Genomic DNA, 13,781 nt, shown 5'->3' on the forward strand with positions numbered 1-13,781 from the left:
GAGTAATCATAGGGGGTTAACTATGTTGAAAAGAAGGTATGGGGATCGTTCAGATTGGAAGCGGATTTCGAAAAGGGGTTATGCACAATATTATCTTGAGACAGAAGAATTCACTGGATATATAACTCTATTACATTTAGTTCAGGTAACAGAGCCTCTGTGGGTAAAGTATGATGAAAAAAGCGTGTGTATTGTAGATGATGGATATATGTGGCTGCAGCACTTTCCAACTGGAAAAAATTACTCTGTAACTACTATGTTTGATGTAAATGGGAAAGTAATCCAGTGGTATATAGACATCTGTAACGAAATCGGAATAGAGCATAATGTGCCTTGGTGGGATGACTTGTTCTTAGATATTATCATATTATCTACGGGAGAGATTATTCAACAGGATGAAGTTGAACTGGAAGAAGCATTATTAAAAGGTTGGATTGATAGAAGCATGTATAACTTGGCATGGACTCAAGCAAATCAAATTACTACTAGTATTAGGGAAGGAAAATTTAATTTACTTAATTATTCCAAGGTTCATAAGGAGCTATTAATGACACTTCTTAATTAAGGGGATGGATGATTTATATGCGTAAAGTGGAAGTAGTGGCATATTCAGAGGAATGGAATAAAAAATTTGAGGAGGAAGCACTGCAAATTCAAGAGATCCTTGGTTCGGAAATTATAGCTATTCACCATATCGGTAGTACTTCCATAAAAGATTTATCTGCAAAACCGATTATCGATATGATGCCTATTGTACGAGATATAACCAAAATTGAACTGTATAATAACACAATGATTAGTAATGGCTATATACCAAAAGGTGAAAATGGACTTTCTGGTCGAAGATACTTCCAAAAAGGGGGATACAATCGAACCCATCATGTTCATATGTATGAACAAGGTAATCCTGAAATTGAACGACATCTTGCATTTCGAGATTTTTTGAGAGTGCATTCTAATATTGCAAAAACATACGGTGATTTAAAAGAAGCATTAGCCAAGAAATTTCCATATAATATTGAAGCATATATAAATGGGAAAGAAAAATTAGCCAAGGAGATTGAGCAAAAAGCACTCCAATGGTGTAAAGATATTCCTCAAGAGAGGATAGGGGTTTTTATGGATACCTATTAACTCAAATAATCTTATTAAATAGAAGGAGTATCATTACAATATACTTTACTAATATGAATTTGGAGGGGAATATGTTTACTAACAATCTTACTAGCTTATTAAAAATAGACTGTCCAATTATTCAAGCACCCATGGCTGGGGGAATTACCACTTCTAAATTAGTAGCTGCTGTTTCCGTTAATGGAGCACTTGGAATGATTGGAGCTGGATACATGAGTCCAATTCAATTACAAGAACTAATCAGAGGGGTCAGGGAGCTAACCTCGAATAATTTTGGTGTAAATTTATTTGTTCCTAGTAAATTTGAAATCATAGAAAATGAGATTGAAATGGCGAATAGTATGTTAAACCAGTATCGGGAGGAACTAGGCATAATAGGAGAAAGGATCACTCCCCCCTCCGTGGAAGATACTTTTCACTCATATGAGGAACTTATACAAGTAGTAATTGAAGAAAAAGTTCCTATATGTTCCTTTACATTTGGCGTACCATCAAAAGAGGAAATGAAGCAATTTAAGCAACACAATGTAACAACAATCGGAACTGCTACAACTATTGAAGAAGCAATATTAATTGAAAAACTTGGAATGGATGCAGTCGTTGTGCAAGGAAGTGAAGCTGGGGGTCATCGAGGAAACTTCATAAGTAATCATGAGGAAGGTTTAATTGGTTTAATGTCCTTAATCCCCCAAGTGGCAGACAATGTAAATATTCCTGTTATTGCAGCTGGTGGGATAATGGATGGAAGAGGGATAAGGGCTGCTTTACGGTTAGGAGCAAAAGCTGTTCAAATGGGAACTGCTTTTTTAACTTGTGAAGAAAGTGGTGCACATCCTTTACATAAGGAAGTCATCATTCATTCGAAAGTTGGAGATACGACATTGACTCGTACATTTTCTGGGAAATGGGCAAGAGGTATTAAAAATAAATTTATTTTGGAAATGGAAGAATATGAAGATATGCTTCCAAGTTTTCCGGTTCAAAATTCGCTTACACAATCGATTCGAAAAGCTGCGGCAAGTCAAAATTTGAAAGACTATATGTCACTTTGGGCAGGGCAATGTGCATCACTTGCTAGAATCGAGACTGTGGAGGAACTTATTCAAAGAGTGATGGATGAAGAGATGAAATAAATACAGAATGTTTTAATCATGGGGATAAATAGTATCCCCATGATTAATGGTTTACTGTATTATTCTACAAAGGTTCTAGCACCAAACAATAATTTCATAGGGTGTGGTTTGAGCAGGAATGCTTCTGGTCGTTGGACCGTATATAACAATTAGATTTCTGTTAGCTGGATTTTTTGTAAAAGGTTGCCCATTTGTACGTAATATTTGAGTAAATGGTGATACATTTAGTTTTAATTGACCATCATTGCTTTCTAATTGGCTATTAAAGTAGCCCACTTTTACATTTTGATTTGGGTTTTCTTTTACAATAACTAATGCTCGATATTGCGGTGGGTAAATCAGAGGAACAGGAGCATCACCATCATAGTAACCAGTTACTCTATCACCCACTGCTACCAATGCATTATCTACAAAATAAGTAGTGGGGGACACCACGAAATTTACTGATCCTCCGTTGCCATTATCTACGGACATTAATGTATAACAACCTTCTCCTTCACCATTAGACCCAATCATAAAATCACTAATCATAGTAACAGTACCATAGAAAGCTAGAAAATTGACCATACTAAAACCTCCATTGCTATATAAACATGTAATTATACATGTTATGCATTTATAAGGCTTTGTGCTATCTGTGTTAAAATCTTTTCTTATTAGCTAATTTCATTGCTTTATGTGTATTGGCAAAATGCCATTTAGTAATAGACTTAAGGAATTCTTCTCCGTGCTTCAAATAAATTTTAGCTGCTATTTCATCGACTTTTGCACTTGCTCCCTTTGGTATCGTCGTATTTGCTATCTCAGATAGACGGTCCATTTCTTTTAAGAATGCATATCTTGCAATTATAGATGCCGCAGCAACTGAAACATGAAGCTGCTCTGCTTTTGTTGAAAACAATACATTTTCACGGACGATTTCTTTCTCTGCTTTAATATGATTATAGTAAATGCCACGTTCGGCAAATTGATCTATTAAAATGTATGCCGGTTTTTCTGACCTCATTTTTTTCAGAACATGTTTAAGTGCCTGGTTATGAAGAAGTGCTTTTATTTTGCCCTGGGACCACCCACGTGACTGTATGTCATTATATTTTTCGTTTTTAAGTACTAGCACACTATGTGTTAAAGTCGCCATTAAGTCAGGTGCCATTTTACGCATCACTTCGTCTGTTAACATTTTGGAATCCTTGACTCCTAATTCTTTAACTAGCTTTACCTGGTCGCTACTTACAAAACAAGCGGCAACTGTAATAGGACCAAAATAATCACCAGTTCCTGTTTCATCTGATCCAAGTACAGATAAGGAAGAAAAGTTGGGAGGTAAAATATCTCCTTTCGCTACACTTGTTGATGGTGATTTAGTGGAACTTGTACCCCAAATAGAGGCCTCCCGTGGAGCACCGTTTCCTTGGAACATGACCTTGCCAGATTTATAGATGGTAATGGTTGTATCTTCTAATTTTGCTGCGAATACAACACCAGGAGCAGAGCGTTCTATCTTAAAATTTTTATAATGCGATTTTACTTTTTCTATTTCATATGCACTCAATAACAAGACAGTGTTTGACATTAGTTCGTTCCTTTCTTCACATAGCAATCTATTTCGTGTTATTATAAGTATTAGGATTTTCTGAGGAGGGTTATGGCTTTGTCAGAACAAGAAAAAACACGAATTTCGGTTGATATATATGGACAGAATTATAAAATGGTTGGTTCTGAATCATCTGGCCATATGAGACTTGTAGCATCAATGGTGGATGATAAAATGAGAGAAATACATTCACATAATAGTCAGCTAGATATTGCAAAGCTTGGGGTACTAACAGCTGTAAATGCTATACATGATTACATAAAAGTAAAAGAACAATTAGAGCTACTTGAAGAAGAATTGAAAAGGCTAAAGGACTGAAAATATGTTAGATATAATTATATTGATATTACTTGTAGGTGGTTTAATAACTGGTGCAAGACGTGGTCTAATTGTACAGCTAATCCACATGACCGGTTTTATAATCGCACTAATAGTGGCTTACACTTATTATAAACCACTTGCAGATAAATTTGTTTTATGGATTCCATTTCCTGCTGTAACTGCAGGTTCTAAATTGACAATAGCAGTAGAGAGTTTAGATTTGGCTCAAACTTTTTATCGTATTATTGCTTTTGCACTTATTTTTATCGTGGTAAAGTTTGCATTACAAATGATTGCATCTATGTTTGACTTCTTAAAGTATTTACCAATCTTAGGATTTGTAAGCAATGTTGTTGGAGCAATCTTAGGGGTTATTGAATTTTATTTTATTTTATTTGTATTACTATATGTATTAGCTCTATTACCAATCGAGGTTATCCAAAACCTAATATCTGGTTCCGTGTTAACAGGATGGATGTTAGACCATACACCTATCCTATCGGAAATGGTGAAAAATTGGTGGTATATTTATATTGAAAAGTAACTTCTCTCAGTAGAGGGAAGTTTTTTTAACTATTCGAAATCTAATGAAAGAGGTGTTATCGTTGGATAAGAAAACGATTATTAGAACATTAGAAAGAATTGCTTTATATATGGAATTACAAGGAGAAAATCCTTTTAAAGTTTCAGCTTTTCGAAAAGCTGCACAGGTGTTAGAGCTAGATGATAGAAGTCTTGCAGAAATGGACAATATCACTTCATTAAAAGGAATTGGATCAGCTACTGGTGCTGTAATAGATGATTTAATGACTACTGGAGAATCTTCTTTACTTGTGGAATTACAACAATCTGTTCCAAGCGGATTACTTCCTATGCTTAAAATCCCAGGACTGGGCGGCAAAAAAATTGCCAAACTATATAAGGAATTGCATATCGATTCAATAGATGCTCTAAAACTTGCTTGTGAGGAAGGGAAAGTTCAAACCTTGCCTGGATTTGCTAAAAAAACAGAAGAAAAAATATTAGTAGAAATAGTAAACCTTCAATCTAAACCGGAACGAACGGCCGTTTGGCAAATAGAACCAATTGTAGAATTAATCAACCATAAACTTTCGTCTATTTCATTAATTGAAAAGTTTTCTGTTGCTGGATCGTACAGAAGGGTCAAGGAATCGAGTAAGGATATCGACTTTATAATTGCAACAAGCTCACCTAAGGAAGTTAGAGAAGAATTATTAAAGATATTACCTGTTCAGAAAATTATTGCAGCTGGAGATACGAAAGTTTCTGTCACTCTAGATGTAGAAGTAGAGATTGATGTCGATTTTAGACTTGTAGCGTTAAGTGAATATGCTTCTGCGTTAAATCATTTTACCGGTTCGAAAGACCATAATATAAAAATGCGACAAATCGCAAAAGACCAAGGGAAGAAGATTAGTGAATACGGGGTTGAGCTATCTGATGGAAGTGTGCAGCATTTTGAATCGGAAGAAGATTTTTATGCTTATTTTGACTTGCCTTTCATTCCTCCAACTGTTCGAGAGGATGGCTCGGAATTTACAAAGCTAGATCAGCTACCTTCATTAGTAAAGTTAAATGATATCCAAGGGGATTTTCATATGCATACTACTTGGTCAGACGGAGCACATTCTATAGAAGAAATGATAGAAGCCTGTCGTGCAAAAGGCTATTCTCATATAGTGATAACGGATCATTCCAATTATTTGAAAGTAGCTAACGGTCTTTCTAAAGAACGGTTGTTAAACCAATTGGAAATCATACATGAGCTAAATGATAAGTATACAGATATTGAAATACTTACTGGTACCGAGATGGATATACTACCCGATGGATCGCTTGATTTTGAAGATGAATTACTGTCACAATTAGATTTTGTTATAGCTTCCATTCATTCTAGTTTTAGTCAGCCACAGGAAAAGATTATGGAAAGACTCTTAACAGCATTAAAAAATCCGTATGTACATATGATTGCACATCCAACGGGTAGAATAATTGAACAAAGAGATGGTTATAATCCAGATGTTCCAACTCTCATAGAATGGGCGAAGGAATATGGAAAGATTTTGGAGTTAAACGCAAGTCCTTACCGTCTCGATTTGAACACAGAATATTTAAAGCTAGCACAAGACAAGGGTGTCCCAATAGCTATTAATACAGATGCGCATCATATCGATCAGTTGAAATATATGGATATTGGTGTTCGCTATGCTCAAAAAGCCTGGTTGCATAAAGACAATATTGTGAACACTTGGTCCTTTGAGAAGTTTAAGGAATATATACAGAAATAATTAGGAGGTGCCTCGGTTGATAGCTGAAAGAGCACTGAGAACTTTAGAGTATTATAAAATTCGAGAAGAAGTATCTAGTTACTGTACTTCTTCAATTGGAAAAAGCCATATAGATAAACTCCTACCTTCCGTTGATTTTACAGAAGTCACGAAGCTGTTAGAGGAAATGGATGAAGGTATGGCTATTCTTCGATTACGTGGGAATGTTCCTATGGGGGGAATGACAGATGTCCGCCCGCATGCTAAACGTGCCCAAATCGGAGGGATGCTTAGCCCTACGGAATTAATGGAAATCGCAAGTACGATTCGTGCAAGCAAAATATTACGCCAATTTATAGACAATGTTGCAGAATCAGAGGATGTTAAAATCCCTCACTTCCTTAGATTGAAGGAAGGCTTGCCGATTTTAACAGCCCTTGAACATGAGATAAATGATTGTATAGATGAAAATGGTGCTGTATTGGATAGCGCTAGTAGTACACTCCGCTCTATTCGCCAACAATTACGTATTCAAGTTAGTCGTGTGCGTGAAAAACTAGAAAGCTATACAAGAGGAGCAAATGCTGCGAAGATGCTGTCAGATTCGATTATTACTATTCGAAATGATCGATATGTTATTCCGGTTAAATCGGAATACCGGAGTCATTACGGCGGAATTATTCATGACCAATCATCTTCAGGACAAACGCTGTTCATTGAACCTTCAGCAGTAGTACAAATTAACAACGATATCCGAAGTTTAAAGGTGAAAGAACAGGAAGAGATAAATCGTATTCTGGTTAGATTGACAGCAGAAGTAGAAATAGTAGGACATGATATTTTTCTATTAGTAAATGTACTTGGAGAGGTTGATGTTATTTTAGCTAAAGCTAAATATGGACAAGCCCAAAAATGTACAATGCCTGTCATTAATAACAAAGGGTTTATCCGTTTAGTGAAAGCAAGACATCCACTTATTCCGCAAGAGACAGCTGTGCCAAATACAATCGAATTTGGGAAAGACATTACAACTATTGTAATCACTGGACCGAATACAGGTGGTAAAACGGTAACATTGAAAACAGTTGGTCTTTGCACATTAATGGCACAAAGTGGACTCCCTATTCCAGCCTTAGATGGCTCGGAAGTAGCATTATTTGAATCTGTCTTTGCGGATATTGGAGATGAGCAATCGATTGAGCAAAGCTTAAGTACTTTTTCTTCTCATATGGTCAATATTGTGGATATATTAAAAAAATATGACGATAAATCATTGATTATATTTGATGAACTTGGAGCAGGAACCGATCCACAAGAAGGTGCAGCGCTTGCAATATCAATATTGGATGAAGTGCATGGGACAGGTGCTCGAGTTATGGCTACAACGCATTATCCTGAGCTAAAGGCGTATGGATACAATCGACCTGGTGTGGCAAATGCAAGTGTGGAATTTGACATTGAAACTTTAAGTCCAACTTATAAACTGTTAATAGGAGTGCCCGGAAGAAGTAATGCTTTCGAAATATCAGAGCGACTAGGATTACCGGAATATATTATAAACCAAGCACAAACGTTTACTGGGACGGACCGTGGAGAAGTAAACTCTATGATTGCGTCTTTAGAGGACAGCCGTCGACAAGCAGAAAAAGATGCAGAAGAAACAGAGGTCCATTTAGTAGAAGCGCGTAAAGTAAAAGAGGATTTAGAACAAAGACTAGCCGATTTAGAACAGAACAAAGAGAAGCTAGAGCAAAAAGCAAAAGACAAGGCTAAGAAAATCGTTGATGATGCTCGGCGAGAAGCAGATGAAATTATTAGCGAGTTGCGTAAAATGCAATCTAATACACATAAGTTTGTTAAAGAGCATGAACTAATTGATGCCAAAAAACGTTTAGATGCTGCCTTACCAAATAATCCAGTATTGAAAAAGCAAAAGAAATTAAACGAGATGGCAAAAGAGTTAAAATCTGGAGATGAAGTAAAAGTAATTAGCTTCGGGCAAAAAGGTACTTTGTTAGAGAAATTATCTACAACAGAATGGTCTGTTCAAATCGGTATGCTAAAAATGAAGTTAGATGAATCTGATTTAGAATTTGTTAAACCAGAAAAACAAAAACAGACTGTTTCGGTGAATTCGATCCGCGGCAGAGATTCACATGTAAAATTGGAGCTAGATCTTCGTGGAGAACGATATGAAGATGCTATCATGCGTACTGAAAAATATTTAGATGATGCAGTTCTTGCAAATTACCCTAGAATTTCTATTATTCATGGAAAAGGTACTGGTGTATTAAGACAAGCTATCCAACAATTTTTGAAGAATCATTCTCGTGTAAAAAGCTATCGTTTCGGCGAGGCTGGTGAGGGTGGTCACGGCGTAACAGTTGTCGAATTAAAATAATTTTAAAAAAATGAAACTTTTTAACGGGCTGTCCGTATAGAAGGAAAAGTGTAAAAGGGGTTTTTAAATTTGCTTTTATCCAGTTTCTGGTCAAACCCACTCGTTGAGTCTGCAGGTTATTTTAGTGTTGTTATTTTATGCTTACTCGTTTCGATGGTTATTTTCGAAGTAGTCACGAAATATAAAAATTGGGAAGAAATAAGAAAAGGTAATGTAGCAGTTGCACTTGCTACTGGTGGGAAAATTTTTGGTGTATGTAATATTTTTAGGTATTCCATTGAACAGCATAATTCGTTTTTTGAAATGATTGGCTGGGGTTTATTTGGTTTTATGTTACTAATCATTGCGTACTTATTATTTGAGTTTTTAACGCCAAGCTTTAATGTTGATCAGGAAATCGAAAAAGATAATCGCTCAATAGGGTTTATTTCACTAGTTATTTCTGTAGGATTATCATTTGTTATTGGAGCAAGTATTTCTTAGGAGCGGTTAGAATGGAAAAGTTGTCTAAAATTTTGATGGCTGTTGGCCTACTTTTTGTCTTGGTAGGTATAATATATGTCGTTATGAATTAATATACTAAATTAATAGCTTTATGTACGACTGTAATGTTGCACCATCTATCTAAAGGATGACGAAATGTGCGTTACAGTCTTTTTTTCATAAAGAATTGAATTGTCATTCATTTTTCTTTATAATTAAAAATAGGAATATTCACGCTATTATAAACAAAGGGGGCATTAAATTGACAGAAAAGCCGTGGTTAGCACAATATCCACCTGAAATTCCGCATACGCTCGACTATGAACACATTCCCGTTCAAGAATATTTAACAAGAGCGTACAAGAAATTTCCGACAAAAATCGCGATCCATTTCTTGGGGAGAGATGTATCGTACAAAGAGCTTTACGAGTCATCACTAAAATTTGCGAACTATTTACAATCGCTCGGTATTCAAAAAGGTGACAGAGTAGCTATTATGCTGCCAAACTGTCCCCAAGGAGTAATTGGTTACTACGGTGCATTGTATGCAGGAGCAATAGTAGTGCAAACAAATCCTCTTTACACAGAAAGAGAAATTGCTTATCAAATGAAAGACTCAGGTGCAAAAGCTATATTGGCGATGGATATTTTATATCCACGTGTTACCAAAGTTATAAAAGAAACTAATTTAGAGAATGTAATTGTTACTGGTATTAAGGATTACTTGCCATTTCCTAAAAATCTTATTTATCCATTTATACAAAAAAAGCAATATGGGTTTAGTGTTAAAGTAGAGCATAGAGGAATCAATCATTTATTTCCAGAAATTATGAAGGTTGGAAAAGCTGAACCGATTAGTATGCCTTTTGATTTTGAAGAAGATATAGCACTTTTACAATATACAGGGGGTACAACAGGGTTTCCGAAAGGAGTCATGCTTACCCATAAAAATTTAGTTACTAATACTGCTATGTGTACGGCTTGGAATTATAAATGTGTAGAAGGCGAAGAAACAATTCTTGGAGTTCTCCCATTTTTCCATGTATATGGCATGACTACTGTATTAGTGTTTTCTGTTATGCTAGGAAATAGAATGGTATTATTGCCAAAGTTTGATGTCGAAACTGCACTAAAAACGATAGATAAACAAAAGCCAACAATATTCCCAGGAGCTCCAACAATTTATATTGGTTTGTTGAATCATCCGGATATCCAAAAATATGACTTATCATCAATAGTAGCTTGTTTAAGTGGATCTGCTCCATTACCGTTAGAGGTTCAAGAAAAGTTTGAAAAAATTACTGGTGGTAGATTAGTAGAAGGCTACGGCTTAACCGAGACATCTCCAGTAACGCATGCTAATTTAATATACAATGAGAATCGTATTAAAGGTTCAGTTGGTATTCCATGGCCAGATACGGATGCGGCGATTTTTGCTGCAGATTCGACGACACCTTTACCGTACGGGGAAATTGGTGAAATTGCAGTAAAAGGTCCTCAAGTGATGAAAGGTTATTGGAATCGACCAGAAGATACAGAAATGACAATGCGTGATGGTTGGTTTTTAACGGGAGATTTGGGGTATATGGATGAAAGCGGTTACTTTTATGTAGTCGATCGCAAAAAAGATTTAATCATTGCAGGTGGATATAATATTTATCCGAGAGACGTAGAAGAGGTACTATATGAACATCCGGCAATTCAGGAATGTGTTGTAGCAGGAGTTCCAGATGCATATAGAGGAGAAACAGTAAAAGCCTTTATAGTACTAAAAGAAGGCACAACTGTGACAGAAGATGAGTTGAATACTTTTTGCCGTGAAAACTTAGCGGCGTTTAAAGTTCCAAGAATTTATGAATTTAGAGCAGAGCTTCCAAAAACGGCGGTAGGAAAAATTTTGAGAAGAACTTTAATAGAAGAAGAAAGAGCAAAGCAAAAACAAACGGTAAGTTAATTGATTATTGACAATCAATAAAATTAAATATAATATAAAAATATGAATGAATCATCATTCATATTTTTATTTTATTCAACCGGGTACAACCTAGGCAGAATAAAATAAAAGCCTCTGGCGGATGTCAAAGATTTTAAAAGGAAATTTATAATAGATGATAGCTTAAATACTCCGCATTCATGCGAAAACGGCTACCTGACCTGCATCGCGCAGATCAAATTTCAAAATCGGACGCAATTACGCCAGGTGTAATTGATTAAATGGTGGTGAATTCAAATGAAAAAGGATAAACCAAAATATAAGCAAATCATTGACGCGGCAATTATTGTAATTGCTGAAAATGGATATCATCAGTCACAAGTTTCTAAAATAGCCAAACAGGCGGGAGTGGCTGACGGTACAATTTACTTATATTTTAAAAACAAAGAAGAAATTTTAGTTTCAGTTTTTGAAGAAAAGATGGAAATATTCGCTGATAATTTAAAGGAAATTATTCAACAAGACATTAGTTGCTCAGAAAAGCTTTTCAAAATGATTGAAAATCATTTTACTGTGTTATCAAGCGATCATCATTTAGCAACAGTAACACAATTGGAATTAAGACAAGCCAATTTAGCTTTACGATTACGAATTAATGCCGTTTTAAGAAGTTATTTAATTTTATTAGATACAATTTTGAAAGAAGGAATCGAACAAGGAGAATTTGATCATACGATCGATATTCGCTTAGCAAGACAAATGGTTTTTGGTACAATTGATGAGACGACTACAACTTGGGTCATGAATGAGCATAAATACAATTTAGTTGATCTAACAAGTAAAGTACATCGTCTTCTGTTAAATGGTGTAAAAGGTTAACGAAAGGGGAGTGGGAAAGTGGAATTTCTGTCATGGACTGTAGAAGATGGTGTAGCTACTGTTACACTAAATCGTCCACCTGCAAACGCACTAGCAAGAGGGGTTATATTAGAAGTAAATGAGTTGCTAGATGCAGTAGAAAACGATGATGCAGTACGAGTAATACTGCTAAAAGGGGAAGGTAGATTTTTCTCCGCAGGTGCAGATATAAAAGAGTTTACTTCCATTACATCTGGAGAAGCGTTCTCAGAGCTTGCATCTAGTGGCCAAACAATTTTCGAAAGAGTGGAAACTTTCTCGAAACCGGTAATCGCTGCAATTCACGGTGCTGCACTTGGTGGAGGACTTGAACTTGCGATGAGTTGTCACATCCGACTCGTATCTGAAAATGCTAAGCTTGGATTACCAGAATTACAGCTTGGATTAATACCTGGATTTGCTGGTACGCAACGACTACCACGTTATGTTGGATTTGCGAAAGCGGCAGAAATGTTGTTGACGAGTGATCCTATTAGTGGAAAAGAAGCGGCTCAGTTAGGACTAGCTAACCATGCTTATGCGGAAGAAGAATTATTTGAACATGCGAAAATGCTTGCAGTTAAGATTGCGAAGAAGAGTCCAATTGCTATAAAAGCTGCATTAGGAATGCTTCAATATTCTAAACCAGCTTCATATCATGAGGGTGTGAAAGCAGAAGCAAATACTTTTGGAACTGTATTTGTTTCAGAGGATGCAAAAGAAGGCATTTCTGCATTTATTGAAAAAAGAGAACCTGTATTTAAAGGTAAATAATAATTTACATTGGGAGGATATCTAAATGAATATTTATGTTTTAGTAAAACGTACATTTGATACTGAGGAGAGAATTGTTGTAAGCGGGGGTAAAATTCAAGAAGATGGTGCAGAATTCATTATTAATCCTTATGATGAGTATGCGATAGAAGAAGCGATCCAAGTTCGTGATGCTCAAGGTGGAGAAGTAACAGTTCTTACAATGGGCGGCGAAGAAGCAGAGAAGCAACTTCGTACTGCATTAGCAATGGGTGCTGACAAAGCTGTACTTATTAATACTGAAGATGATGTAGAAGATATGGATGAATTTGCAGCTGCATTTGTTATCTCAGAATACTTAAAAGACAAAAATCCTGATCTAATATTAGCTGGTAATGTGGCAATTGATGGTGGATCCGGACAAGTAGGACCACGTGTTGCTGAAAGCTTAGGTATTAACTATGTAACTACTATTACAAACTTAGAGATTAACGGTACAACAGTTACGATTAAGCGTGACGTAGAAGGTGATACAGAGGTACTAGAAACTTCCTTACCTTTATTGGTTACTGCTCAGCAAGGACTAAATGAACCGCGTTACCCATCTCTTCCAGGAATTATGAAGGCGAAGAAAAAGCCATTAGAAGAAGTGGAATTAGATGACTTAGATATCGATGAAGATGATGTAGAAGCAAAAACTGAAACAATCGAGATTTATTTACCTCCTAAAAAGGAAGCTGGAAAAGTATTAGAAGGCGAGCTAGCAGATCAAGTAAAAGAGTTAGTTCAATTACTTCACTCAGAAGCGAAAGTCGTTTAACTCTATTCAGCACATGTTTTTCTG

At 35.9% G+C, this 13,781-nt stretch carries 14 protein-coding genes; 12 read left to right on the forward strand and 2 right to left on the reverse strand.

All coding sequences use genetic code 11. The annotated features are described in order from the left end of the window. The first annotated feature begins 22 nt into the window (after nt 1–22). The 3 genes from BLR36_RS04060 to BLR36_RS04070 all read left to right on the forward strand — a co-directional run bounded on the left by BLR36_RS04060 (nt 23) and on the right by BLR36_RS04070 (nt 2,267). Nucleotides 23–565, forward strand: a complete 543-nt coding sequence (locus BLR36_RS04060; protein ID WP_093060449.1) for a ribonuclease FAU-1 family protein — start codon at nt 23–25, stop codon at nt 563–565. Nucleotides 566–573: 8 nt separating this feature from the next. After that, nucleotides 574–1,134, forward strand: coding sequence for a GrpB family protein (locus BLR36_RS04065; RefSeq protein ID WP_371326695.1), 561 nt, complete (start codon nt 574–576; stop codon nt 1,132–1,134). A gap of 71 nt (nt 1,135–1,205) precedes the next feature. Then, entirely contained in the window at nt 1,206–2,267 is a 1,062-nt protein-coding gene (locus BLR36_RS04070; protein ID WP_093060450.1) for an NAD(P)H-dependent flavin oxidoreductase, read from the forward strand. Nucleotides 2,268–2,342: 75 nt separating this feature from the next. Here BLR36_RS04070 and BLR36_RS04075 read toward each other — a convergent pair whose 3' ends face one another. Both BLR36_RS04075 and rnhC read right to left on the reverse strand, forming a co-directional pair. Beyond that, the gene (locus BLR36_RS04075) at nt 2,343–2,834 is read right to left on the reverse strand and encodes a hypothetical protein (protein ID WP_093060451.1); all 492 of its coding nucleotides are present in this window, start codon (nt 2,832–2,834) and stop codon (nt 2,343–2,345) included. Nucleotides 2,835–2,907: 73 nt separating this feature from the next. Continuing rightward, nucleotides 2,908–3,840, reverse strand: a complete 933-nt coding sequence (gene rnhC / locus BLR36_RS04080) for a ribonuclease HIII (RefSeq protein ID WP_093060452.1) — start codon at nt 3,838–3,840, stop codon at nt 2,908–2,910. A gap of 78 nt (nt 3,841–3,918) precedes the next feature. On the opposite strand from rnhC, the gene zapA reads away from it, so the two are divergent. From zapA to BLR36_RS04125, 9 genes are all read left to right on the forward strand, one after another. Next, nucleotides 3,919–4,179, forward strand: coding sequence for a cell division protein ZapA (zapA, locus tag BLR36_RS04085; protein ID WP_093060453.1), 261 nt, complete (start codon nt 3,919–3,921; stop codon nt 4,177–4,179). A 4-nt stretch (nt 4,180–4,183) separates the two neighbouring features. Then, entirely contained in the window at nt 4,184–4,726 is a 543-nt protein-coding gene (locus tag BLR36_RS04090; protein WP_093060454.1) for a CvpA family protein, read from the forward strand. 61 nt (nt 4,727–4,787) lie between these two features. Next, nucleotides 4,788–6,491 carry a DNA polymerase/3'-5' exonuclease PolX gene (gene polX / locus BLR36_RS04095; protein ID WP_093060455.1) on the forward strand — a complete coding sequence of 568 codons (1,704 nt, stop codon included), beginning with the start codon at nt 4,788–4,790 and terminating at the stop codon, nt 6,489–6,491. 16 nt (nt 6,492–6,507) lie between these two features. After that, the gene (locus BLR36_RS04100; RefSeq protein WP_093060456.1) at nt 6,508–8,871 is read left to right on the forward strand and encodes an endonuclease MutS2; all 2,364 of its coding nucleotides are present in this window, start codon (nt 6,508–6,510) and stop codon (nt 8,869–8,871) included. Nucleotides 8,872–8,940: 69 nt separating this feature from the next. Continuing rightward, a complete protein-coding gene (locus BLR36_RS04105; protein WP_093060457.1) occupies nt 8,941–9,354 on the forward strand; it encodes a DUF350 domain-containing protein in 414 nt (137 codons plus the stop codon). Nucleotides 9,355–9,616: 262 nt separating this feature from the next. Next, nucleotides 9,617–11,308: a long-chain-fatty-acid--CoA ligase gene (locus tag BLR36_RS04110; protein ID WP_093060458.1), complete on the forward strand. Its 1,692-nt coding sequence runs from the start codon at nt 9,617–9,619 to the stop codon at nt 11,306–11,308. A gap of 276 nt (nt 11,309–11,584) precedes the next feature. Continuing rightward, nucleotides 11,585–12,166 (forward strand): TetR/AcrR family transcriptional regulator, encoded by a 582-nt coding sequence (locus tag BLR36_RS04115; RefSeq protein ID WP_093060459.1) that lies wholly within the window; start codon nt 11,585–11,587, stop codon nt 12,164–12,166. Nucleotides 12,167–12,184: 18 nt separating this feature from the next. Continuing rightward, entirely contained in the window at nt 12,185–12,958 is a 774-nt protein-coding gene (locus BLR36_RS04120; RefSeq protein ID WP_093060460.1) for an enoyl-CoA hydratase, read from the forward strand. A 25-nt stretch (nt 12,959–12,983) separates the two neighbouring features. Continuing rightward, the gene (locus BLR36_RS04125; RefSeq protein ID WP_093060461.1) at nt 12,984–13,757 is read left to right on the forward strand and encodes an electron transfer flavoprotein subunit beta/FixA family protein; all 774 of its coding nucleotides are present in this window, start codon (nt 12,984–12,986) and stop codon (nt 13,755–13,757) included. The last annotated feature ends 24 nt before the right edge of the window (nt 13,758–13,781 follow it).

Origin of the sequence: Psychrobacillus sp. OK028, assembly GCF_900103605.1 — a bacterium.
GTDB lineage: Bacteria > Bacillota > Bacilli > Bacillales_A > Planococcaceae > Psychrobacillus.

What these genes read in the sequence shown, in the direction of transcription:
- BLR36_RS04060 (WP_093060449.1), top strand. Translation starts at nt 23, where the DNA reads ATGTTGAAAAGAAGGTATGGGGATCGTTCAGATTGGAAGCGGATTTCG.
- BLR36_RS04065 (WP_371326695.1), top strand. Translation starts at nt 574, where the DNA reads ATGATTTATATGCGTAAAGTGGAAGTAGTGGCATATTCAGAGGAATGG.
- BLR36_RS04070 (WP_093060450.1), top strand. Translation starts at nt 1,206, where the DNA reads ATGTTTACTAACAATCTTACTAGCTTATTAAAAATAGACTGTCCAATT.
- BLR36_RS04075 (WP_093060451.1), bottom strand. Translation starts at nt 2,834, where the DNA reads ATGGTCAATTTTCTAGCTTTCTATGGTACTGTTACTATGATTAGTGAT.
- rnhC (WP_093060452.1), bottom strand. Translation starts at nt 3,840, where the DNA reads ATGTCAAACACTGTCTTGTTATTGAGTGCATATGAAATAGAAAAAGTA.
- BLR36_RS04090 (WP_093060454.1), top strand. Translation starts at nt 4,184, where the DNA reads ATGTTAGATATAATTATATTGATATTACTTGTAGGTGGTTTAATAACT.
- BLR36_RS04115 (WP_093060459.1), top strand. Translation starts at nt 11,585, where the DNA reads ATGAAAAAGGATAAACCAAAATATAAGCAAATCATTGACGCGGCAATT.
- BLR36_RS04125 (WP_093060461.1), top strand. Translation starts at nt 12,984, where the DNA reads ATGAATATTTATGTTTTAGTAAAACGTACATTTGATACTGAGGAGAGA.